At 67.3% G+C, this 22,693-nt stretch carries 18 protein-coding genes; 5 read left to right on the top strand and 13 right to left on the bottom strand.

The features are described 5' to 3' along the window. Positions 1–6 precede the first annotated feature (6 nt). Entirely contained in the window at positions 7–1,302 is a 1,296-nt protein-coding gene (gene ilvA / locus M5J20_RS00555; RefSeq protein WP_253575359.1) for a threonine ammonia-lyase IlvA, read from the bottom strand. 67 nt (positions 1,303–1,369) lie between these two features. Here ilvA and M5J20_RS00560 point away from each other — a divergent pair, with 67 nt between their 5' ends. After that, complete coding sequence (locus M5J20_RS00560) at positions 1,370–1,780, top strand: hypothetical protein (RefSeq protein ID WP_253575361.1); 411 nt, start codon at positions 1,370–1,372, stop codon at positions 1,778–1,780. Positions 1,781–1,809: 29 nt separating this feature from the next. Here M5J20_RS00560 and dnaE read toward each other — a convergent pair whose 3' ends face one another. From dnaE to lspA, 7 genes are all read right to left on the bottom strand, one after another. Next, positions 1,810–5,370, bottom strand: a complete 3,561-nt coding sequence (dnaE, locus tag M5J20_RS00565; protein ID WP_253575363.1) for a DNA polymerase III subunit alpha — start codon at positions 5,368–5,370, stop codon at positions 1,810–1,812. A gap of 80 nt (positions 5,371–5,450) precedes the next feature. Next, positions 5,451–6,725, bottom strand: coding sequence for an ABC transporter permease (locus tag M5J20_RS00570; protein WP_253575364.1), 1,275 nt, complete (start codon positions 6,723–6,725; stop codon positions 5,451–5,453). A gap of 6 nt (positions 6,726–6,731) precedes the next feature. Continuing rightward, positions 6,732–7,430 carry an ABC transporter ATP-binding protein gene (locus tag M5J20_RS00575; protein ID WP_253575844.1) on the bottom strand — a complete coding sequence of 233 codons (699 nt, stop codon included), beginning with the start codon at positions 7,428–7,430 and terminating at the stop codon, positions 6,732–6,734. Positions 7,431–7,647: 217 nt separating this feature from the next. After that, on the bottom strand, positions 7,648–9,348 hold the full coding sequence (locus M5J20_RS00580; RefSeq protein WP_253575366.1) for an efflux RND transporter periplasmic adaptor subunit: 1,701 nt from the start codon (positions 9,346–9,348) through the stop codon (positions 7,648–7,650). A gap of 127 nt (positions 9,349–9,475) precedes the next feature. Next, positions 9,476–10,024 carry a hypothetical protein gene (locus M5J20_RS00585; protein WP_253575368.1) on the bottom strand — a complete coding sequence of 183 codons (549 nt, stop codon included), beginning with the start codon at positions 10,022–10,024 and terminating at the stop codon, positions 9,476–9,478. 3 nt (positions 10,025–10,027) lie between these two features. Next, complete coding sequence (locus M5J20_RS00590; protein ID WP_253575846.1) at positions 10,028–10,909, bottom strand: RluA family pseudouridine synthase; 882 nt, start codon at positions 10,907–10,909, stop codon at positions 10,028–10,030. Positions 10,910–10,953: 44 nt separating this feature from the next. Then, positions 10,954–11,472, bottom strand: coding sequence for a signal peptidase II (gene lspA, locus M5J20_RS00595; protein WP_253575848.1), 519 nt, complete (start codon positions 11,470–11,472; stop codon positions 10,954–10,956). A 43-nt stretch (positions 11,473–11,515) separates the two neighbouring features. Here lspA and M5J20_RS11435 point away from each other — a divergent pair, with 43 nt between their 5' ends. Further along, a complete protein-coding gene (locus M5J20_RS11435) occupies positions 11,516–12,511 on the top strand; it encodes a DUF6263 family protein (protein WP_253575370.1) in 996 nt (331 codons plus the stop codon). After that, positions 12,511–14,208, top strand: coding sequence for an ABC-F family ATP-binding cassette domain-containing protein (locus tag M5J20_RS00605; protein ID WP_253575372.1), 1,698 nt, complete (start codon positions 12,511–12,513; stop codon positions 14,206–14,208). The genes M5J20_RS11435 and M5J20_RS00605 overlap by 1 nt, the downstream gene beginning before the upstream one ends. Before the next feature lie 18 nt (positions 14,209–14,226). Here M5J20_RS00605 and M5J20_RS00610 read toward each other — a convergent pair whose 3' ends face one another. Next, on the bottom strand, positions 14,227–14,823 hold the full coding sequence (locus M5J20_RS00610; protein WP_253575374.1) for a WKL family lipoprotein: 597 nt from the start codon (positions 14,821–14,823) through the stop codon (positions 14,227–14,229). 98 nt (positions 14,824–14,921) lie between these two features. Between M5J20_RS00610 and M5J20_RS00615 the strand changes: the two genes are divergently transcribed. After that, positions 14,922–15,833: an asparaginase gene (locus tag M5J20_RS00615; RefSeq protein WP_253575376.1), complete on the top strand. Its 912-nt coding sequence runs from the start codon at positions 14,922–14,924 to the stop codon at positions 15,831–15,833. A gap of 17 nt (positions 15,834–15,850) precedes the next feature. On the opposite strand, the gene M5J20_RS00620 is transcribed toward M5J20_RS00615, so the two are convergent. Continuing rightward, positions 15,851–17,233 (bottom strand): DNA polymerase IV, encoded by a 1,383-nt coding sequence (locus M5J20_RS00620; RefSeq protein ID WP_253575378.1) that lies wholly within the window; start codon positions 17,231–17,233, stop codon positions 15,851–15,853. Between the two features lie 112 nt (positions 17,234–17,345). Between M5J20_RS00620 and M5J20_RS00625 the strand changes: the two genes are divergently transcribed. Beyond that, positions 17,346–17,822 (top strand): carboxymuconolactone decarboxylase family protein, encoded by a 477-nt coding sequence (locus tag M5J20_RS00625; RefSeq protein ID WP_253575380.1) that lies wholly within the window; start codon positions 17,346–17,348, stop codon positions 17,820–17,822. Positions 17,823–17,830: 8 nt separating this feature from the next. On the opposite strand, the gene ileS is transcribed toward M5J20_RS00625, so the two are convergent. The 3 genes from ileS to M5J20_RS00640 all read right to left on the bottom strand — a co-directional run bounded on the left by ileS (position 17,831) and on the right by M5J20_RS00640 (position 22,687). Then, positions 17,831–21,016: an isoleucine--tRNA ligase gene (gene ileS, locus M5J20_RS00630; RefSeq protein ID WP_253575850.1), complete on the bottom strand. Its 3,186-nt coding sequence runs from the start codon at positions 21,014–21,016 to the stop codon at positions 17,831–17,833. A 250-nt stretch (positions 21,017–21,266) separates the two neighbouring features. Continuing rightward, positions 21,267–22,304, bottom strand: coding sequence for a DivIVA domain-containing protein (locus M5J20_RS00635; RefSeq protein ID WP_253575381.1), 1,038 nt, complete (start codon positions 22,302–22,304; stop codon positions 21,267–21,269). 71 nt (positions 22,305–22,375) lie between these two features. Continuing rightward, on the bottom strand, positions 22,376–22,687 hold the full coding sequence (locus tag M5J20_RS00640; protein ID WP_253575383.1) for a YggT family protein: 312 nt from the start codon (positions 22,685–22,687) through the stop codon (positions 22,376–22,378). Positions 22,688–22,693 lie beyond the last annotated feature (6 nt).

Genomic DNA, 22,693 nt, shown 5'->3' on the forward strand with positions numbered 1-22,693 from the left:
CGCCGGCTAGCCGGAGACGATGAAGTCGTACTCCTGGCTGCCCGGCTCGAGGCGGCGGCACTCGATTGGCGAGTCCGCCATGCGCTCGAGCAACGGGTCTAAGTCGCTCGCCCGGCTGAGCTCGAGGCCGACCAGCGCCGCACCGGTTTCGCGGTTGTTCTTCTTCAGGTACTCGAAGAGGACGATGTCGTCGTCCGGGCCGAGGATGTCCGTGAGGAAGGTGCGCAGCTGGCCAGGCTCCTGCGGGAAGTTGACCAGGAAGTAGTGGCGCAGGCCCCGGTGCACGAGGGAGCGCTCCATGATCTCGGCGTAGCGCAGCACGTCGTTGTTGCCGCCGGAGATAACGCACACCACCGTCGAGTCCGGCTGGATGTTCATCAGGTTCAGACCCGCCACGGACAACGCGCCCGCGGGCTCGGCGATGATGCCCTCGTTCTGGTACAGGCCGAGCATCTCGGTGCACACCGCACCCTCGTCGGCCAAGACGAGATGGGTGCGGCCCTGGTTGCGCTCGATCACTTCGAAGGGGAACGCGCCGATGCGCTTCACCGCCGCGCCGTCCACGAAGGGGTCGATGGCCTCGAGTGTGACCGGACTGCCCGCCTGCATCGCCGCGTGCAGGCTCGCGGCGCCGCGCGGCTCCACACCGACGATCCCGGTGCGCGGCGACATGTCGGCAAAGTAGGACGCGATGCCGGCGACCAGCCCGCCGCCGCCCACCGGCACCAAGATGGTGTCCAGCTCGTGACCCAGGCCCGTGAGCTGCGCCAGAATCTCTGCCGCCACGGTGCCCTGGCCGATGACGGTGTCGCGGGAATCGAACGGCTCCACAATCGTGGCGCCGCGCGCGGCTGCGTCCTCGCGCGCCGCCTGCGCAGCCTCGTCGAAGGTGTTGCCGGTGACCACCAGCTCGATGTTGTCCCCGCCGTGCACGCGGATGCGGTCCCGCTTCTGCTTCGGCGTCGGCTTAGGCACAAAGATCTTGCCCTGAATATCCAGCGCACGGCACGCGTACGCCACGCCCTGCGCGTGGTTGCCTGCGCTCGCGGCGACGACACCGGCAGCCCGCGCTTCCTCGGACAGGCCGGAGATGTTGTAGTACGCCCCGCGGATCTTGTACGAGCGCACGTCCTGCAGGTCCTCGCGCTTCAGATACACCTGCGCCCCGTACTGCTCCGAGAGGCGGGGGCAGTACTGCAGCGGCGTGGGCTCGATCACGGAGGAAATGCGCGCCTGCGCCGCCTGAATGTCGGCGGCGTGCACCGGAGTGAAGGCTTCAGATGTCGGCGTAGGCGAACTCATGGTGCCTTATACTAACCCTCCTGTTAGGTTCTTATCCCGACCGTGCCGCTTAGCTGAAAGGCCACCGATGAACTCCCGCAACGCCATCGCCGCCCTGACCGTCACCGGCCTGTGCCTCACCGGCATCGCCACCGCGACCGCAGAGACCAGCACCACCCCCACGAGCACCCCGGCGACCACCACAAGCTCGGCGCCGGCTTCGACGACGACGGCTGAAAATGCGCCGTCGGCAAGCGAGGAAGCTCCAGTGACCACCACCGTCACGGTGACCGCCTCCCCGGTCACCGTCACCCCCACCCCGGGCAACGACGCCAGCTCGAAGATCATGGCAGCCAGCTCAATGTCCGACGAGGCGCGCACCGCGTTCGCGGTGATCAACGGCATCATGGTGGTGCTCAGCGGCCTCATGCAGGTCCTGGCCGTGCTCGTGACCGTCAACCCTGACTTCAAGGCGTTCCTGCAGGGCTTCTTCGTTTAAACCCTGCCCAGGCTGATGCCCGGGGCTCGCTAGCCCAGAATCCCCGGCCCCATGGTGGCCTTCAGGTCGCCCATGAGGCTGGCGGACCGCTCCACCCGCAAATGGTCGCCCAGCACCAGCAGCTGGCTGTGCTCGCCGTTGACCAGGTTGAGGTACACGTCAGTATCTCCCGGATTGTTGGTGAGCACGCCCTTCAGCCGCGCGATGTTATCCACCGTGCACTGGTCAGTGCGCATGGTCAGCCGCAGCGGCAGGCCAGCGCCGTTGCCGGGGCCGAGCTCCGGCACCTTCACATCGTCGCCGAAAAGGCTCATGCGGTCATCGCGCCAGGACACGTGCGCCTTGACCAGGATGATGTTGTCCTCGACGATCTGCGGCGCAACCAGCGCGTAGACCTTGTTGAACAGCAGGACCTCCACCTGCGCGCCGTGGTGGTCCTCCAGTGTCACGATCGCCCACGGCGAGCCGTCCTTCTTGGAGAATCGCCTGTCGACGGACGAGATCAAGCCGCCAATCGTCACCTCCGCACCGTGACGCAATTCGCCCGCGAGGATAGTGGTGAGCTGCGTGTCGGTCTGCGCCTCGATAGCGCCCTCGAAGCCGTCGAGTGGGTGGCCGGAAACGTACAGGCCCAGCATCTCGCGTTCGAGGGCGAGCATGTGCTTGCGGTCCCACTCATCCTCCGGCACCTCGACGGCGAACATCGACGACGCACTCTCATCCTCCCCGCCGAGCGCGGCGAAGAGGTCGAACTGTCCCTTGTCCGCCGCCTTCTTGGTGGAAAGCACCGAATCGACCGCGTCCTCCTGGATCAGCATGAGGCCCTTGCGCGGGTGGCCGAGCGAGTCGAAGGCGCCTGCCTTGATCAGCGATTCTGTGATGCGCTTGTTGCAGGCCAGCAAGTCGATCTTGTCCAGGTAGTCCGAGAAGCTGGTGAACTCGCCCTTGGTGCGGCGGGTTTCCTTGATGGACTCCACCACTTCGGTGCCCACGTTGCGCACCGCCGCGAGGCCGTAGCGGACATCCTCGCCGACCGCGAGGAAGTTCTCCTCACTCTCGTTGATGTCCGGCTGCAGGACGCTGACCCCCATGTGGCGGCAGTCCGACAGGTAGATCGCGCTCTTGTCTTTCTTGTCGCCCACGGAGGTGAGCAGGGCGGCCATGTACTCGGCGGTGTAGTTCGCCTTCATGTACGCCGTCCAGTAACTCACCAGCGCGTAGCCGGCGGCGTGGGATTTGTTGAACGCGTAGGACGCGAACGGCTCGATGGTGCCCCACAGCGCGTCCACCGCATCCTTGGAGTAGCCGTTGGAGAACATGCCCTTGGAGAAGGTCTCGTACTCCTTCGCCAGCACCTCGGGCTTCTTCTTGCCCATCGCCTTGCGGAAGCCGTCTGCTTGGCCCGCGGTGTAATTGGCCACCTTCTGGGAGATGTTCATGATCTGCTCTTGGTAGACGATGAGGCCGTACGTCTCATCCAGAATCTCCTTGAGCGGCTCTTCCAGCTCCGGATGGATTGGGGTGATCGGCTTGCGGCCGTTCTTGCGGTCCGCGTAATCCCAGTGCGCGTTCACGCCCATCGGGCCTGGGCGGTAGAGCGCCAGCGACGCGACAATATCGTTGAAGCCGGTCGGCTTCATGCGTTTCAGCAGCTCCTGCATGCCGCCGGAGTCGAGCTGGAAGACGCCGAGCGTGTCGCCGCGCGAGAGCAGCTCGTAGACCGCCTGATTGTCGGTGTCTAGGGCCTCGAGGTCGATCGTTTCCCCGCGGTTCTTCTGCACGTTCTCCAGCGCGTCGCCGAGCACGGTGAGGTTGCGCAGGCCCAGGAAGTCCATCTTCAGCAGGCCGATGGCCTCGCACGCCGGGTAGTCCCAGCCGGTGATCAGCGCACCGTCGGCCGGGCGCTTCCACATCGGGATGTGGTCCATGAGCGGGACCGACGCCATGATCACCGCGCACGCGTGGACACCGGCCTGGCGGACGACGCCTTCGAGGCCGCGGGCGGTCTCGTAGATTTTCGCCACGTCCGGGTCGGTCTCGATCAGCGAGCGAACCTCGGCGGCTTCGGTGTAGCGGGCGTGCTCCGGGTCGGTGATGCCGGCCAGCGGAATGTCCTTCGCCATGATCGCCGGCGGCAGCGCGGCGTTGATCCGGTCCGCCATCTGGAACCCGGGCTGGCCGAAGTTCACCTTCGCCGCGTCCTTGATCGCCTGCTTCGTCTTCACCGTGCCGAAGGTGATCACCTGGGCAATCTTGTCCTCGCCCCAACGCTGCGCGGCGTAGGTGATCATCTCGCCGCGGCGGCGATCGTCGAAGTCGATATCGATATCCGGCGCACTCGGGCGCTCCGGGTTCAGGAATCGCTCGAAGAGGAGGCCGTGCTCCATCGGGTCGATGTTGGTGATGGTCAGCGCGTACGCCACCAGGGAGCCCGCCGCGGAGCCGCGGCCCGGGCCAACACGGATGCCAATCTCGCGTGCGTGCTTGATGATCTCGGCGACGATGAGGAAGTAGGACGGGTAGCCCTTCATGTCGATGACGTCGATCTCGTACATCGCGCGGTCGACGTATTCCTTGGGCACCTCGGCTCCGTCGAAACGCTCCTCGAGCCCCTTCATCACCTCTTTGCGCAACCACGTCGTTGGGGTCTCCCCCTCCGGCACGTCCGCGATCGGCATGCGGTCGTGCGGGTGCTCCTCCCAGAGCTCCCCGTAGTCGCCGACGCGCTCCGCGATCCACAGCGTGTTGTCGCAGCCGTCCGGCACCGTGGAATCCCACAGCTCGCGCATCTGCTCGGCGGACTTGATGTAGTAGCCGGTGCCGTCGAACTTGAAGCGGTCCGGGTCCATGAGCGTCTTGCCGGTCTGCACACACAGCATCGCCTCGTGCGCCGGCGCCTGGGATTCGAGCACGTAGTGGCAGTCGTTGGTCACCAGCGGCGGCAAACCCAGCGTCTCGCCGATGCGCAGCAGATCGTCGCGCACGCGCCGCTCGATGTGCAGGCCGTGATCCATCAGCTCGAGGAAGTAGTTGTCCTTGCCGTAGATGTCCTGCCACATCGCGGCGGCCTCGAGTGCCTGGTCGTACTGCCCGAGGCGCAGACGGGTCTGCACATCGCCCGACGGACAGCCGGTGGTGGCGATGATGCCGTCGGCGTGCTCCGCGATCAGCTCCGCGTCCATGCGCGGCCACTTGCCCAGCTGGCCCTCGTAGCTGGCCAGCGACGAGAGCTTGAACAGGTTGCGCAAGCCGGTCGCGTTCTCCGCGAGCAGCGTCTGGTGCAGATAGGCGCCGGAAGCGGACACATCGTCCGACTTCTGGTCCGGCGTGCCCCACAGCTGGCGCTTCTTGTCGAAGCGGCTGCCCGGTGCCATGTACGCCTCAATGCCGATAATCGGCTTGACGCCGGCATCTACCATGCGGCGGTAGAACGCGTTCGATCCGAACATATTGCCGTGATCGGTCATGCCCACCGCGGGCATCCCCTGCCGCACCACTTCTTCCGCCAGCAGGTCCACCTTCGCCATGCCGTCCAGCATGGAGAATTCAGTGTGGTTATGCAGGTGGACGAAGGAGGAGTGCTTGGCCATGCGCCAGATCTTAGCTGGGCCTCCGACGGGCCGAAAGCGCTGCAGGAAGCGCCCGCTTATCGACGCCTGCCTGCAACCAATTACTCGTAGCGCAGCGCGTCGATGGGCTGCATCTTTGCGGCCTTCGAGGCCGGGTAGTAGCCGAAGAACACACCCGTAGCCAACGAGAACAACAGTGCGAATATGACGGCTCCGATGGGCGGCCAGGCCATCTGGGTGAACGCCAAACTGGTGGCCACCATGCCGATGGCGCCGCCGAGGATCACGCCGATCACGCCGCCGAGGAGGCAGACGAGCATGGCCTCGATGATGAACTGCATGCGGATGTCACCCTGCGTTGCGCCGAGCGCCTTGCGCACACCGATCTCGCGGGTGCGCTCGGTGACCGTGATCAGCATGATGTTCATGACACCGATGCCGCCGACGAGCAACGAGATGCCGCCGATCGCCGAAAGCACTGTGGACATGATGCCGAAGGTCTTCGACAGCCCCTCCAGCGCAGAGGAGAGGTCCATCACTTCCGCCTCGAAGTCCTCATTGCCTGCGTAGACGCGATCCAAATAGGCCTGCAGGTCAGCCTGGAACGCGCTGGTTTCCTCCGTCGCCGCGGCCTGCACGGTGAAGCTCGTCACCCAATCGGCCTGGAGGTTTACCCGGTCCGCCGAGGTGGCGGGGATGAAGATTTCCGCGTAGTCCTGGGCACCGAACATCTGCCCGCCGGCAGTGTGGGGCTTCAGCACGCCGACCACAGTAAACGCTGCGGGCTGGCCGCCGAGATCCACGTCGAAGCGCTCGCCCAGCGCGGCGGAAGGATCGCCGCCGAAAAGCGCCTGCACGAATTCCTGCGAAACCACCGCGACGGGGCGCTGCCCGGAAAGGTCCGCCTCCGAGATCGCGCGGCCGAATTCGACTTCGCGGCCGCGGACCTTGAGGGAGCCGGGCAGCACAGCGTCGATGGAGCTACTCGACGTCGTATCCCCGTACGCGACGTCGCCGCTGCCGCTGACGGCGATGTCGACGGCTTGGACCCGGTCGCCGAAGTACGCCTGGAGCTGTTCCAGCTGCTCGATGGTCATGCCGTCTCGCTCGCTGGAGGGCTCGTCGTAGTAGAGGGCGGCAAACGGGTCGTCATCTTGATCCGCCTCGTCCGGGCGGGCGTGGATGTACACGGGGTGCGAAGTGGTGCCGACACCCTCGAGGTCGCTCATCACATCGTTTTCTAGGCCGCGGCCGAGCGTCATGATGATGATCACGGCCATGATGCCGATGATGATGCCCAGCAGGGTAAGCAGGGAGCGCAGCCGGTTGGTGTTCAGGCTGGATGCGGCCAACCTGAGTGATTCACGGATGTTCACGTGCGCCTATGCCTCCTCGGTCGCGCGCTGCCCGGACGGGGTGCGCACGGCGTCGATGCGTCCGTCGATGATTTCCACGATGCGCTGCGTCTCTTCCGCGAGCAGCGGGTTGTGGGTGATGAAGACGATGGCTTTGCCCAACTCGTCGTGCAGCTGGTGGAACAGGTCCATGACCAGCCGGCCGGTCTTGGAGTCGAGGGCGCCGGTCGGTTCGTCGGCAAGCAAAAGGTCCGGGTCGTTCGCCAGGGCGCGCGCGATGGCGACGCGCTGCTTCTGGCCGCCGGACAGCTCGTTCGGGTTGTGGTGGATGCGGTCCCCCATCCCCATCATTCCGAGCAGCTCTTCAGCGCGGGCCTCGCGCTGCTTGCGGTCGACGCCCGCGTACATCATCGGCATGGCAACGTTTTGCAATGCGTCCATGCGCCCGATGAGGTTGAAGTTCTGGAAGATGAAGCCGATGTTGTGGCTGCGGTACGCCGCCAGCTCCTGGTCGCTCTTGGCGTAGACCGGCTCGCCGTTGAAGGCGTACGCGCCCTCGGTGGGGCGGTCGAGCATGCCGATGATGTTCATCAAGGTCGACTTGCCGCCGCCGGAGGGGCCGACAATGGAGACGAACTCCCCGTGCGCCGCCCGGAAATCCACGCCGTGCAGCACGGTGAGCTCGCTCGGCTCGCCCACGTTGTACGTCTTGACGATGTTGCGCATGTCGATGAGCAGGCCGGAGTCCGAGAGCCCGCCAACCTGGGACTGCGCCGGCTGCGGGGCCTGTGCCGGCACCGCCTCAACGACCGGCTGCTCGCCGGTGTCCGCCTCTTCCCCGAAGAAGAACGGGTCATCGGCGTGCACTTCCTGCGCACTGGAGGCGTCGCTGAGCTGCGCCGTGTCGCGGCGCTTGCGGAACGGGGTTTTCACACGCCCTCCCCTAGTTAGCGGCGCCGGCCGCCGGCTCCTGCGGGGCAGGTTCCGCCGAGGCCTCCGCAGGATCGGGCGCTTCCTCCGACGCCCTGCGGGTGCTGGTCACCGTCACCGTTGCGGTGGTGCGCTTCGAGCTGTCGCGAGCCTTGTCGACGGCTGCGGGATCAAAACCGTCGTCGGTGATGTCGATCTTCTCGCCGAGGCGGTCGCGGTACTCCTCCGGCCAGTTCACCACGATGTCGCCGGCCTTCAGGTCGCCGCCGGTGATCGCCACGTCGATGTCGTTCTCGGTGCCGGTTTGCACCTCGCGCTCCTCGAGCGTGCCCGAGCGGTCATCGTCGTTGTCGCGGGCGAGGACGAGGACCTTCTTCACGCCCTCGTCGTCGTACACGGCGTCGAGGGGGACGTTGAGCGCCTTGTCGGATTCCTGGGTGATGATCTCGGCGCGTGCAGAGCCGCCCAGCAGCAGACCCTCGGTGTCACCGGTGACCTCGATCTCCACCGGGAAGGTCACGGTGCCGGCATCAGCGCCTCCGCCGCCGCCGGCGAAGCCGCCCGGCAGAGCCTGGGCATCCGCGCCCGGATCCGCAGCCGGGGAGATGCGCAGCACGCGGCCGGTGTATTCCTTCTTGCCGGTCGCGGTCGATGTGAACACGACGCGGTTGCCCACCGCGATCTTCGGCACGTCCGCCTCACGAACGTCGGCGCGGATGAGCAGGCGGGAATCGTCGGCGATGCTCAGGATGCGCCCCTGCGGGATGTCACCCTCCTGCACGTCGACGCTGGTGACCATGCCCGCGATCGGCGCGTAGATGGTAGCTTCCTGAACTTGGTACTCCAGGGAACCGTCGCCGGCTTCGAGCTGGGTGTTCTCCACCGCGCGCCAGGCGGAATCTACCGCCGCTTGCGCCTGCAGGCGCTCCTGTTCCGCCTGCGCCTGCGCAGCCGCGAGGTTGGCCTTCGCCTCTTCCAGCGCAGCGTACGCCTGGCTCACGCTCAGCGTCGCAATCTCGCCGCCGCCTGCCGGCGAGCCCGGCTCAACGTAGCCGCCCTCCATCAGCGGCGCCTGTCCGGGTGCGGGCGCGGGAGCCGGTGCGGGTGCCGGAGCCGGAGCGCCCTCCTGGGCCGGCGGAATCGGCGCGCCCGGCGCACCCGGCGCCGGAACGCCCGGTCCTGGGCCGCCGACCATTTGGGTGATCTGGGAGGAGAAGCGGGCGGCCATCTCGTCGGCGACTCGCACCACGCGCGCGACCTTCCAGCCGCCGCCATTGGCGGCCACGGCCTCGTTGTACATCGCCTGCGCCTGGTTCACCTGCGCCTGCGCCGCGCGCAAGGCCGGGTTCGCGCCGTTGTTGATGGCGTTGAGCTGCGCCTGCGCCTGGTTCACCTGCGCCATGGCTTCGGCCTGCGCGTTGGCCTGCTGCTTCTCCTGGATCTCCAGCTGGCGCTGAAGCTGTTCAGTGTTCAGGGCGGCGAGGAACTGCTCCGGCTGGACGCGGTCGCCCGGCGCGACGGCGATGCGCTCAACCTCGGTCTGCAGCGGGGTGGTGATGCTCACGGCGCGCACCGGCGCGATCTTGCCGTTGACCAGCACACTGTCGCGCACGCCCTCGGCGGAGGCGATGGTGTAGTCTCCCGGCGCGAGCCCCTCGTGCGCGTTCGAGCCTGCGTCGTTGCCACAGGCCGCCAGCGTCAGGCTGAGCGACATGACCGCCGCGACAGCGGTTCTGCGCAGCCTTGCCGAGGTGGTCGTTCCGTTTTTGGGAGCCGTAAAAGCCAATGCCTCTCCTCACGCCAGGGTCGTGTAACTCACGGTGACTATACACCGCGCGGGCTCACCTTATAGGTGTGATACCAAAGGCTCCCCACACCGCGTCAGGCGGCAAAACCTCCACAGCGGCTACGTCCGGGGCTCTGGCGATCTCGCGCAGCACATCCCCGGGCGCGTGCACCACGACGGCGACGATCGCGTCCGCGTCCAGCGCAACCCCGTTCTCCTCGCCCACTGCAACCATGCGGTCAGCCTCGCGCGCGAAGACGTCGGCCCGGTTTTCGCCGGGGGCGGGTTCCGGAATGGCCTTGGAAGGAGCGTCGGCAAGCACAAGCGCCCCGACGCGCGGCGCTGCAGTCACCGCGGCGGCGGCGTGCGCGGGGTTGCGGGGCTCGGCGAAGGACACGAGGGCGAAGGCCCGCTCGGAGCCGGCATCGCGTAACGACGCCTGCGCCCGAGCCGCATAGTCATAGGCAGTCTCGCCCGGTTGGGGGCCGAGTGTGTCGCCTTGGAGGACGGACGGGTGCGCGTTGGTGTTCAGGCCCACCGCGTACACCCCGCCGACGACCAGCGCGGCGCCGAAAACTGCGGCGGCCAGCTTCGCCGGCTGCACGATCTATCCCTGGCGCAGCACGTCGAGCGCGTGCTGCAGGTCGGCGGGGTACGGGGAGGCGACCTCGATGTAGTCGCCGGTGCGCGGGTGGTTGAAGCCCAGCTTTGTCGCGTGCAGCCACTGGCGGATCAGCCCGACCTGCTTGGACAGGTTCGGGTCGGAGCCGTACATCGGATCGCCGACGCAGGGGTGGCCGATGGCGGACATGTGCACGCGGATCTGGTGCGTGCGGCCCGTTTCCAGGTGCACCTCCAGCAGGCTCGCGCGGCGGAACGCTTCGAGGACTTCGTAGTGGGTGACGCTCTGGCGGCCGTCGTCAGTCACGGCGAACTTCCACCCCGACGACGGGTGGCGGCCGATCGGCGCGTCGATGGTGCCCACGATCGGATCGGGCAGGCCCTGCACCACCGCGTGGTAGGTCTTGTCCACGGTGCGTTCCTTGAACGCCCGCTTGAGCACGGAGTAGCCGGGGATGCTCGCGGCCACCACCATCACTCCGGAGGTGCCCACGTCGAGGCGCTGGACAATGCCTTTGCGCTCGGGGGGCCCGGCGTCGGGAAGCGTGAAGCCCATGGCCTGGAGCCCGCCGACCACCGTCGGCCCCTCCCAGCCGAGCGTAGGGTGCGCGGCGACGCCGACTGGCTTATCGACGGCGATGACATCCTCGTCCTGATAGAGAATGGTCAAGCCTTCGACGTGCTCCACCACCGGTTCAGGCGCGGCTTTCGGCTCCGGCAACGTGGCTTCGAGGAGGGTGCCCGGGCTCAGGCGCTCGGACTTCTGCACCACGGCGCCGTCCACCAGCACGTCGCCGGCCGCGATCATGTCCGCCGCAGCGGCGCGGGAAACACCGAAGAGCTTCGCCAGCGCGGCATCGACGCGCATGCCGTCGAGCCCCTCCGGCACCGGCAGGGACCGAAACTCCCCGCTCACTGCTCGGCCCCCTCGGCCTTGCTGGCGGTTGCATTCTCGCCGAAGAGCATCGCGATGAGGAACACGACCACGCCGACGGTGATGCACGCGTCCGCGATGTTGAACACCGCGAAGTTGCCCACCGAGATGTAGTCCACGACGTGGCCGAACCAGAACCCCGGCTCTCGGAAGAGGCGGTCGACGAGGTTGCCCAGCGCGCCGCCGGCGATGAGCGCAAGCCCGAGCGCCTCCCACCTGCTGTGCAGGTTGCGGGAAAAATACAGTGCGCCGATGGGAAACAGCAGCTGGATAGTGGTGAACACCCAGGTGAAGTCCTGCCCCATGGAGAAGGACGCACCGGGGTTGAACAGCAGGTAGAAGCGGAACCAGTCCCCGATCACCGGCTGCGGCACACCGGGCTCCAGCCAGCCGAGCATGAGCTGCTTGACCAACTGGTCCACCACGGCGACGCACACCATGACGGCTGCTACGGGCGCTAGGTAGTTGCGTGTGGGCGCGGTCTCAGTCTGGTTCATCACCGCCTCACTGTAGTCGGTGGGTGTGGGGTAGGTTCAAAGCGTGTTTACCAAGCTCGTCCCGCCCCGCCACCTCCGCGCCGCGGCCGCGGCGGCACTGACTCTGCCGCTGGTGCTCGGTGCCTGCTCCGGCACCGAGCCCGACCCGCTCGAGGGGATTCCCGCGTTCGCCGTGGATACCCCGAAGGTGACGCTCCTCGATGCCGGCAGCAATCCGCAGCAGCTGCGCTACACCGACGCAGTCGCGGACACGCAGGCCGAAGAGCCGTGGCCCATTACCGTCGAGGTGTCGGAGGGGGTGACGCAGGCAGTCGCCCCGCAGAACGGGGAGGTTGACCCGGAGGCACCCGCCGGCGGCGACGTCATGGCTACCACATTGCCGCTTTCTGTCACTGTCTCCCCCGCCGCCGAGCCCGGCGACGGCGAAGAGCCCGCCGCGCGCAGCGTGCTCGTGGAGGCCGGCGCGGGCAAGCACTCCGACCTCGCCTTCGGCCAGGAGATCGCCGCCGCGGAGGGCTTCCTCATGCGCTGGCGCGCCGCCGAGACCGGCCTGATCTCCACCGTGCAGCTCCTCGCTCCGGTTGAGTCGCCGGAGACCGGCCGCCAGGCAGTGGAGTCCGCGCTGCTGAGCATCATGTCCGCCACCGTGGTCTTCCCCGAGGACCCGGTCGGCATCGGCGGCTCATGGACCGTCGAAGGCCGCGTCACCGGCGACACCGCCATGCGCCGAACCACCACTTACACCGTCACCGGCATGAGCGGCACCACGGTGGAGCTGGACGTGCGTATCGACGATTCCCCGGCGCAGACCACCCTGCGCATCGACAACCAGGCTGCCGGCGACCTCGACGGTCGGACATTGCAGGTCGCAAGCTCCAACACCACCTCGGAGGGCCACGTCACCGTCGACCTCGCCCGCCCGCTGCCCGTCGACGGCCAGGTCGCGTCCACGACCCGCCTCATCTACACGGGCGAGGGCAGCGAGTTCGGCGTGGTCCAAGACATCACCTCCGCGGTCACCTACGGAAAGGGCCACTAATGGTCGCCCCACTGCACATCGGCCTCGACGGCATCTCGTTTTCCTACCCGGGCGGCCACCGCGTCCTCACCGACATCTCCTTCGCGGTGCCTTCCGGCTCCGTCACGGGCCTCATCGGCGAGAACGGCGCCGGCAAGTCGACGCTGCTGGGCATCATTTCGGGCGAGCTCACTGCCGACGTCGGCACGCTGATCACGCCCCCGATCACCGGCTTCATCGCGCAGGAAACCTCGCTGCCGTTCACCGAGCCTGCGCAATCGCTCATCGACGAAGCCGTCGCCGAACTCCGCCAAGTCGAAGCCGACATCGCCGAGCTCTCCAGCCGCATGGCCGAGGAGCCGGAGAACACCTCGCTTGCCGACGAATTCGACCGAGCCCTCGCCCGCGCCGAGAACTCCGGTGTCTGGGAACTCGACGCCCGCATCGCCACCGTCCTGGCCGGCCTGGGCCTGGCGAATGTGCCGCTGGACACCCCGCTCGGCGAAATGTCCGGCGGCCAGCGCCGCCGCTTCGCGCTGGCGACGCTGCTGCTTCGCCCCGTCGACGCCATGGTCCTCGACGAACCGACGAACCACCTCGACGACGAGGCCGTGGACTTCCTCATCGGCGAGCTCGAGGCGTTCAAGGGCCCGGTGCTCGCAGCGTCCCACGACCGCTACTTCCTCGATTCCGCCTGCGACGCCATCGTCGACTTGGACCCCGGCCTCGGCGCGGAGGGCGGCTACGGCGAGGAAACCCGCCAGGGCGCAAAGTTCACGGGCGCATTCTCGGATTATTTGAAGGCCCGCGAGGACCGCCGCCGCCGCTGGGAAACGGATTACGCGGCCCAGGAGCACGAGCGCACCCGGTTGGAGAAGGCCGCCGACCAGACGGCGGAGGACGTGTTCCACCACCACGAATCGAAGTCGGAGACCCGGGCGAGCGCGAAGTTCTTCGCTGACCGCGCCGCCAAGACCGTCGGCGCCCGGCGCCGCGCCGCAGAGCAGCGCCTGGACAATCTGGAGCGTCTCGCCATCCCCGCGCCACCCGAGCGCCTGCGCTTCACCGGTGTGCCGCCGCACCAGGCGACGTCGATCGGCGTGCCTGCTGTAACCGCCGTTAACCTGCGCGTGCCGGACCGCCTCATGCCGCTGAGCATCAAGGTGCAGCCCGGCCAGCAGCTGCTCGTCGAGGGCCCGAACGGCTCCGGCAAGTCCACGCTGCTGAAGATCATCGACGGCGAAATCACCGAGTACGAGGGCGAGCTCATCATCCCCGAGGAGCTCACCGTCGCCCGTCTGGAGCAGGACGACGCCTGGCACGACCTCGAGGCCACCGCGGCCGAAGTCTTCGAGCGCCACACCCCCTCTGGCTCCCCCACCCTGGTCGAGATGGGTCTCATGACCCCGGAGCAGGCCGCGAAGAAGCTCGGCGACCTGTCGCTGGGTCAGCGTCGCCGCGTCTCACTCGGCATCATCCTGGCATCCCCGCCGGATCTCCTACTGCTCGACGAGCCGACGAACCACCTCTCCCTCGCCCTCGCCGAGGAGCTGGAGCAGGCGCTCGTCGATTTCAGCGGCACCGTGATCATCACCAGCCACGACCGCTGGGTGCGCCGCCAGTGGCGCCGCCGCATGGCGCAGCAGGATTCCCGCGCCCGCATCCTCACCTTGGCCACCATGTGGACCGACGAGGTGTGGCGCGAGGACCGCGACTAGATTCAGGGAGTCCGGCGTTTACAGCCCCGGAGCCGGTGCCGGCGCGGGTGCCTCAGCCGGTGCAGGCGCATCAACCGGCGGCGGCGCCACCGGGGCGCTGGCGCTGCACATCGCCGGAACCTGCTCCGGCGGCAGCGTCGAGGAGATCAGGTTGCAGGCCCACTGCTGCGACAGCTTCCAGTGGCCCTCTTCGTGCACGAAGGTCACGTCGTTGATCAGCGTCGGCTCAGCACCCGGCTGCACCAGGTTCACCGCGGCGAGCACCTGGTACGGCTCGAAGCCCGGCAGCACCGGGTCCACAACCTGGAAGGTCGCGCCGGATTCGAGCTGGGACTGGGTCATGACGTCGAAAAGCTCGGGTACCTGCTGCCCGCCCTGCACGGTGAGCATGCGCTCCTCCAGCGGCAGGTTCGGGTCGGCGGCGCGCTGGATCACGCCGTTGAGCTCGGATGCGGACGGCATCTCCGCCACCGGCGCGGCGGCCGTTGCTGCCGGGGCTTCGGACGTCGCGGCCGAGGAGGTGGTGGTTTCCGTTCCCTCGCCGCCCGAGCAGGCAGCGATGCCCACACCCAGGCCGAGCATGACGGTGGCGGCGGCAATCTTGCGTGCGTACACGTGATCTCCTTAAAAACTAGTCAACCTTTCCCAGCGTAACCCGACGCTCTCGGCTCGTCACAACCGACACCCACGTCACATCTGGCACGCTAGTGCTCATGGACCAGTTCGTTCTCGTCATCGCCACCGGCGGCACCATCGCCGCCACCGCCGACGCCACCGGTGCCCGCGTCCCCACCCTCACCGGCGAGGAGCTGGTGCGGGCCTGCGGCACGGACCACGATGTCCGCGTCTACGACGCCACGAGCCTCGATTCCTCCGCCATCACCCTCGCCGACCTCGACATGCTCTCCGGGCTTGTGCACAAGGCGCTTGCCGACGATCGCATCTCGGGCGTCGTGCTCACCCACGGCACCGATTCGATGGCCGAGACCGCGCTAGCCCTCGACCTCGTCCACACCGACCCACGCCCGGTCGTCCTCACAGGTGCGCAGCGCCCCGCCGACGACCCGCACCCAGACGGGCCGGGTAACCTCCGCCGCGCCATCGAGGCGGCCGCCGACCGCCTGCGTCGCGGAAACGGCGTACTGGTCCACTTCGCCGGCGACACCTGGCCCGCCCGCGGCCTCTACAAGGCTTCGACGGAAGATCTGGGCGCCTTCGCGCTGACATCGGAACGCCCGATGCCCCGCCCCGCACCGGTGCCGCGCGCCGAACTTGACGGGCTGCGCGTCCCCATCCTGCGCGCCTGGCCGGGTGCCGACGGCGAGCTCGTGGACACCGTTGCCGCCTCGCGTCCCGACGGCATCGTCGTCGAGGCCCTCGGCTCCGGCAACGTGTCCCCCGCCATGGGCGAAGCCATCGGCCGCGCGATCGATGCCCGCATCCCCGTCGTCATCGCCACCTCCGTTCCCCGCGGCGGTGTCAGCTTCGACTACGGCGGCGCGGGCGGCGGCTCCACCCTCGGCGATCTTGGCGCGCTTCCCGCCGGCTTCCTCAGCGCCGGCCAGGCGCGCATCGCGCTGCTCGCCGCGCTGGCCGCGGGCGTCGATCCGCACCTCGTGCTCTAACGCACGCCGGGCACGGGCTAGCGCTTTGCCAACCAGTCCTGCCAATCGAGCGAGTCCAGGGGATCGGCGGGCTGGAGCAAGGGATCGTCGGCACGCAAGCTGCGGATCCGGCCCGGGCCGGTCGCGCGCGTTTCAAAGCGCACCGTCACCCAGCCCTTCCCTGCGCCCTGCACCCAGCCGTGGCCGAAATCGGGGTGGTGCACGTCCTGCGTCGCCTGCCACTGGCCGGCCTTGGGCGCGGCGCTGGACACCACCTCGATCTGCGGCCCGTCCGCGTGGTCGCTCACCCCGGATTCGTACTCCGCGCTCACCTGCGAGGGCTTCACAATCGCCTGGTCGAGCTCGGGGAAGAGCACGTCTTGCAGTGACTCCTCGAGCCCTGAATAGGACACGCCCACCAGCCTGATCGGCCCCACCTCATCCGGGTAGCGGACGATTTTGAACGCAGTGGCCAGCAACGTTTCCGCGTCATCGGTCGCGTACGGCAGCGTCGCCGAGCGGGATTCGATGTGGAAATCGCTCATCTTCAGCTTCACCGTCACCGTCCTGGCCCCGCGCCCGTCCTTCACCAGGCGCCGGTGGGACTCCTCCGCAGCGCGGCGCAGCGCCGCATCGACTTCCGGCGCCGTCGTTAGGTCCTGGGGGTAGGTGTGCTCCGAGGAGATCTGCTTCGCCTCCGCCCGCGGCGCGACCGGGCGCTCGTCCACGCCCCGCGCCAAGAGCCACAATTGCTTGCCGACGACACCGCCCAGCGCAATCTCCACCTCCTTCTCCGTCAGGTCCGCGAGCTGCCCAATCGTTTCGATGCCGGCGGCCGCGAGCTTCGCGCCCGTCACCGGGCCGACACCCCACAGCTCGGCGACCGGCAGCGGGTGCAGAATCTCGAGCTGGGTCGCGTGCGGGATGACGAACACTCCATCCGGCTTCGCCAACCCCGAGCCGATCTTGGCGTACTGCTTGCCGCTGCCTGCGCCGATAGAGCTCGGCAGGCCGGTTTCCTCCTTGATCGCGGCGCGCAACATATTCGCCCACGCGGTGACGTCTGCTGGGGAAGCGTCGACAAGCTCTGCGGGCTCCATGAACGCCTCGTCGATCGAGAGTTGCTCGATGATGTCGACGTGGCGCGCGATGACCTCGAACACCCGCTGCGACGCCGCCGAGTACACGGGCCGGCGCGGGGCCACAAGCACCGCCTGGGTGCCGACGAGCCGCGCCGCCCGGTGCGTGGGCATCGCGGAACGCGCGCCGTACTTGCGGGCCTCGTAGCTCGCGCCCGCCACTACCCCGCGGCCCGACACGCCCGCGACCAGCACCGGCCGGCCTTTGAGCGTGGGCCGAGTGAGCTGCTCGCAGGATGCGTAGAACGCATCCATGTCGATGTGCAGCACCCAGCGTGACATGTCCCTTACGCTACCGTGAGCCCCATGGAACCCATTCTCGTGCTCGCCGACATCCACCTCGGCCGCAAGTTCAAAGCAACCGTCGAGAACCTGACTTCATTAACATGGCAGCATGACTGATCGAAACCGCAAACCCATTCCAAAAGTCGCCTACGCGCCGATGTTGGGGTTGGAAACGTTCGTTCGAGCACGAGTGAACAAAGATATGTCGCACCTGGTGCAGCTGCGCGCTTCTGCGCTGAACCAGTGCGTGTATTGTCTTGCGATGCACCGCCGGGACGCGCGCAAGGACGGCTGGTCCAAAGACCGTATCCGCCAGGTTGAATCGTGGACGGACCACCGCGACAGATTCGATGCCGCTGAAACCGCCGCACTAGAGCTCACAGACGCGGTGACTCACATCCGCGGTGAGGAGTCGGTTCCGGACGAACTCTGGAACCGCGTTGAAGCTGAGCACGGCGAGAAGGACGCCCGCAACCTGCTCATGGCGATCGTGACCATTAACGCGTGGAATCGAATCGGGATTACTACCCGACTCGATCCTGAGAGCCTTGCGGGCGTGGACGCGTTCGATCTCGGCGAGGAGTAGCTGCTTAGCTAGCCGTTCTTCTCGACCGTTGCGGTGACACCGTCGATGACGTCTACTGCCCCATCGAGTGGCTCGGACACGACCGTGAAGTCGGTCGCAAGCGTCTCGGCGGCGATGTGTGCGGCGTGGCGCTCGGCCCAGTCGCGCTTCTCTGCGGGGACGGCGAGGCGCACAGCGATGCGGTCAGAAACGGCGAAACCGGCGTTCTTGCGGGCGTCCTGGAGGCCGCGGATGACGTCGGCAGCCCAGCCCTCGGCCTCGAGTTCCTCGGTGACCTCGGTGTCGAGGACAACGAGGCCCACGGTGCCGTCGGCGGACTCGACGCGCGCGGTGCTGTCCGGGTTCTCCGCGACGAGGCGCTCGGTGAACAGCTCCGGGGTGAGCACGATATCGCCGTCGACGACAACGTTCTCGCCCTCGCGAACGTAGTTGCCGGCCTTGACGTTCTTGATGGCGCGCTGCACGTCCTTGCCCAGCTGCGGACCCGCGACCTTGGCGTTGACGACAACTTCGAAGCTGCCGGCGGAGTCAACGTCGTCGGTGAGCTCGACTTCCTTGACGTTGACCTCGTCGCGGATCACGGCGGCGAAGTCCGCGAGCTCGTGAGCCTGCGGGAGCGCCACGGTGAGCTTCGGCAGCGGCAGGCGGTTGCGCAGCTTGCGGGCCTTGCGCACAGACGACGCTGCGGAGCAGACGGCGCGGGTGGCGTCCATGGTGGCCACGAGTGCGTCGTCGGCAGGCAGCTGATCCGCGGTCGGGTAGTCGGTGAGGTGCACGGAACGCTCCCCCGTCAGGCCGCGCCAAATCACCTCGGTGATGTACGGCAGCAGCGGCGCGGCGGCGCGGCAGGTGACCTCGAGCACCGTGTAGAGCGTGTTGAAGGCCTCCGGGTGCGCCTCCTGACCCTCCCAGAAGCGGTCGCGGGAGCGGCGCACGTACCAGTTGGTCAGGGTGTCGGCGAACTGGCGGAGCTGATCGCAGGCGTCGGCAATGCGGACCTCGTCGAGGGCGGCGCCCACGCTGGCGACCATGTCGTGCGTCTTAGCAAGGATGTAGCGGTCGAGCACGTCGGTGGAATCCACGGACCACTGCGCGTCCTCGGAGGAGTACAGCTGCAGGAAGGTGTAGGCGTTCCAGATCGGCAGGATCGCCTGGCGAACTCCCTCGCGGATGCCCTGCTCGGTGACGATCAGGTTGCCTCCGCGCAGGATCGGCGAGGCCATGAGGAACCAGCGCATCGCGTCGGAGCCGTCGCGGTCGAAAACCTCGTTGACGTTCGGGTAGTTGCCCTTGGACTTGGACATCTTCAACCCGTCGTTGCCCAGCACGATGCCGTGGGCGACGACCTTCTTGAACGCGACACGGTCGAACAGCGCCGTCGACAGCACGTGCTGCACGTAGAACCAGCCGCGGGACTGGCCGGAGTACTCCACGATGAAGTCCGCCGGCTGGCGTACGTCGTGCTCCTGGACGTTCTCGAACGGGTAGTGGTACTGGGCGAACGGCATGGAGCCTGACTCGAACCAGCAGTCGAGCACGTCCGGCACGCGGCGCATGGTGGACTGGCCCGTCGGGTCGTCCGGATTCGGTCGGGTCAGCTCGTCGATGTACGGGCGGTGCAGCGACGTCGGGCGCACGCCGAAATCGCGCTCCAGCTCATCGAGGGAGCCGTACACGTCCACGCGCGGGTACTCCGGGTTGTCGGACACCCACGCCGGCACCGGGGAGCCCCAGTAACGGGTACGGGAGATGTTCCAGTCGCGGGCGCCTTCGAGCCACTTGCCGAACTGGCCGTCGCGCATGTGGGACGGGATCCAATCGATCTCCTGGTTCAGCTCGACCATGCGGTCGCGGATGTCGGTGACCTTCACAAACCACGCCGGAAGCGCCATGTAGATCAGCGGCTCACCGGAGCGCCAGGAGTGCGGGTAGGAGTGCACGATCGTCTGGTCGCGCAGCACGCGGCCGCGCTCCCGAAGGTCGCGGATGATGTCGCGGTTCGCGTCGAACACCAGCTTGCCCTGGTAATCCGGCACCAGCGACGTGAACTTGCCGTCGGCATCGACGGGGATGACCAGCGGGATGTTGTAGCCCTCGCAGGTGGTCATATCGTCCTCACCGAAGGCAGGTGCCTGGTGGACGATGCCAGTGCCGTCTTCGGTGGTCACGTAATCCGCCGTGAGCACCATGAACGCGTTCTCGGTGTCGCGGAAGTAGTCGAAGACCGGCTCATACTCCAGGCCCTCCAGCTGCGCGCCGGTGAAGGTTGCAACCACCTCGGGGTTCTCGCCGAGTTCCTTCGCGTAGGCGTCGATCAGGTCGGTTGCGAGGAGCAGACGCTTGCCGACGAACGCTTCCGCGCCGCCCTCGCCCACAACTACCAGCGAGTACTCGACCTCGGGGTGCACAGCCAGCGCGAGGTTGGACGGCAGGGTCCAGGGCGTGGTCGTCCAGGCGATGGCGCAGGCGTCGTGAAGCAAGGGCTCCGAGGCCCAGGTTGCGGCGGCCGGGAAGCCCTCGCGCGCGCCGGTGAACGGCAGCGTGACGGTGACGGTCGGATCCTGGCGCTCGCGGTAAGAATCGTCGAGGCGCGTCTCCTGGTTGGACAGCGGTGTGTGCTCGGCCCAGGAGTACGGCAGGACGCGGAAGCCCTGGTAGATCAGGCCCTTGTCGTAGAGCTCCTTGAACGCCCACATGACGGACTCCATGTACTCGAGGTCCATGGTCTTGTAGCCGTTCTCGAAGTCAACCCAGCGCGCCTGGCGGGTGACGTAGTCCTCCCACTCGTCGGCGTAGTGCATCACGGACTTAGCGCAATACTCGTTGAACTTCTCCAGGCCCATGTCTTCGATCTGGGCCTTGTCGGTGATGTTCAGCTGCTTCTCCGCCTCAAGCTCGGCGGGCAGGCCGTGGCAGTCCCAGCCGAACACGCGGGGGACGTGGTAGCCGGCCTGGGTGCGGTAACGCGGAACGATGTCCTTGACGTAGCCGGTGAGCAGGTGACCGTAGTGCGGCAGGCCGTTGGCGAACGGCGGGCCGTCGTTGAACACGTACTCTTCGCAGCCCTCGCGGTTCTCCAGCGAAGCCTGGAACGTGCCGTCCTCGTTCCAGTATTTGAGCACGGCCTGTTCCATCTCGGGGAACGCCGAGCTGCCGGCAGTGAGATCGGCCTTGGGGTAAACGCCGCCAACCATTGCAAATTCCTCCACATAGTGCGCATCGTGCAGGGACGCAGCCATTCGGCCACGCGGTACCACCCTGCTTGGGCCCGCGTGCTCGGGCCCCGCTTCATTTATGTGAAGGAAGTGACGTCTTCCGTGCGTACGTCCGGTTCTACTGAGCGGCTCCAACCCTGGGCAAGGGCTGCGGCCGCCGTTCTTCCGGAACGCTCCCCGGTGATGGCCGGATCACTGCGTATGTGCGCTCACTATAGCGCACTCGGTATTACTTTTCGCCGTTGGGAGCGAAGCTGCCGCGGGACTCCAGCTCTTCGAGCTGGGAGGTCAGCAGCGTCTTCAGGCGGGTGCGGTACTCGCGCTCGAAGGTGCGCAGCTCCGCAATGCGGTTCTCCAGGGCGGTCTGCTGCTGCTTCACCGTGTTCATGATCTCGGTGTGCTTGCGCTCGGCCTCAGCCTGGAGCTGCTTCGCCTGCTCCTCCGCCTGGCGAATCTGCGCCTCGGAGCGGGAGTTCGCCTCGGAGGTGGTCTCCTCAGCCTTCTTCTCCGCGTCGGAGACCAGCTGGGTGGCGCGCTGCTCAGCGTCAGAGACCAGCTTGCCCGCGCGCTGCTCGGCGTTGGTGGTGGTCTCCTCTGCCTTGCGCTGCGCGTCTGCCAGCTGCTTCTTGGCGGTGGTCTCAGCGTCACCCAGCTGGCGCTCGGCGGCGGTGCGGGCCTCCTCGAGCATGGTCTGGGCCTCCGCCTGTGCGTCGGAAGTCAGGCGCTCCGCCATCTCCTGCGCGAGGCCGAGCACCTTGGCGGCCTGGACGTGGGTGTCCGCATTCGCGGCACCGGACGGGGCAGCCTTCGCGGCGGCCGGTTGGGCCGCCGGTGCCGAAGCGGCCTTCTTGGCCTCGGCGACGCGCTTGTCGGCATTGCGCACAGCCTCATCCGCCTGCTGGCGAGCCTTCTTCGCCTCGTCCTTAGCAGCAGCGAGCTCGGACTGGGCCTGCTCCTGCGCCTGCTTCGCCTTCGCCAGGCGCTCCTCGTAGTCCTTGCGGAGCTGCTCCTCGACGGAGCGGCGAATCGCAGCCTCGTCGACGTTGGAACCGCCAGCGGCCGGCGCCGGGGCTGCAGCCGGCTTGGTGCCGGCGGCGTTGAGCTCCTCTACGCGCGCACGCAGGTCGTCGTTCTCGTCCTGCAGCTGAGCAAGCGTGTCTTCGACGAGGTCGAGGAACTGGTCGACCTCATCCTCGTTGTAGCCCCGCTTACCAATCGGTGGCTTGCTGAAAGCGACATTGTGCACGTCTGCTGGTGTCAGCGGCATTGGCGTTCCCTTCGATACATGTCTTGCACTTTCTAACAGTTATACCCTCACCGTAGACCGCACGTTGAACTTTAGACACCCAGGGCGGGGCGAATGAGCAGGCCCTGAATCAGCGCCTGAACAATTGCGAGGCCGAAAAACAGGACGATGACGCTCACGTCGAGGCCCACGCCGCCGCCGAGACGCAGCGGCGGAATGAGGCGCCGCAGGGCCTTCACCGGCGGATCGGTGACCACGAACATCGGCTCGGCGGCCATGATGAACCAGTGCGGCGGCTCGAACCGCTTGGAGAAGGACTGGATCATCTCGATGATGATGCGGATGATCACCACGAGCATGTACAGGCCGACGAGGGCGTAGAGAGTTGCTCCGAAATATGCCACGGGGAC

This window comes from Corynebacterium stercoris (assembly GCF_024160105.1).
Classification (GTDB): domain Bacteria; phylum Actinomycetota; class Actinomycetes; order Mycobacteriales; family Mycobacteriaceae; genus Corynebacterium; species Corynebacterium stercoris.

Coding starts and splice junctions, on each gene's coding strand:
- dnaE (WP_253575363.1), bottom strand. CDS start 5,370: ATGGCCAAGCACTCCTCCTTCGTCCACCTGCATAACCACACTGAATTC.
- M5J20_RS00560 (WP_253575361.1), top strand. CDS start 1,370: ATGAACTCCCGCAACGCCATCGCCGCCCTGACCGTCACCGGCCTGTGC.
- ilvA (WP_253575359.1), bottom strand. CDS start 1,302: ATGAGTTCGCCTACGCCGACATCTGAAGCCTTCACTCCGGTGCACGCC.
- M5J20_RS00615 (WP_253575376.1), top strand. CDS start 14,922: ATGGACCAGTTCGTTCTCGTCATCGCCACCGGCGGCACCATCGCCGCC.
- M5J20_RS00620 (WP_253575378.1), bottom strand. CDS start 17,233: ATGTCACGCTGGGTGCTGCACATCGACATGGATGCGTTCTACGCATCC.
- M5J20_RS00605 (WP_253575372.1), top strand. CDS start 12,511: ATGGTCGCCCCACTGCACATCGGCCTCGACGGCATCTCGTTTTCCTAC.
- M5J20_RS00575 (WP_253575844.1), bottom strand. CDS start 7,430: ATGCGCAACATCGTCAAGACGTACAACGTGGGCGAGCCGAGCGAGCTC.
- M5J20_RS00590 (WP_253575846.1), bottom strand. CDS start 10,909: ATGCGCGTCGATGCCGCGCTGGCGAAGCTCTTCGGTGTTTCCCGCGCC.
- M5J20_RS00580 (WP_253575366.1), bottom strand. CDS start 9,348: ATGTCGCTCAGCCTGACGCTGGCGGCCTGTGGCAACGACGCAGGCTCG.
- M5J20_RS00635 (WP_253575381.1), bottom strand. CDS start 22,304: ATGCCGCTGACACCAGCAGACGTGCACAATGTCGCTTTCAGCAAGCCA.
- lspA (WP_253575848.1), bottom strand. CDS start 11,472: ATGAACCAGACTGAGACCGCGCCCACACGCAACTACCTAGCGCCCGTA.
- M5J20_RS00625 (WP_253575380.1), top strand. CDS start 17,346: ATGACTGATCGAAACCGCAAACCCATTCCAAAAGTCGCCTACGCGCCG.
- ileS (WP_253575850.1), bottom strand. CDS start 21,016: ATGGTTGGCGGCGTTTACCCCAAGGCCGATCTCACTGCCGGCAGCTCG.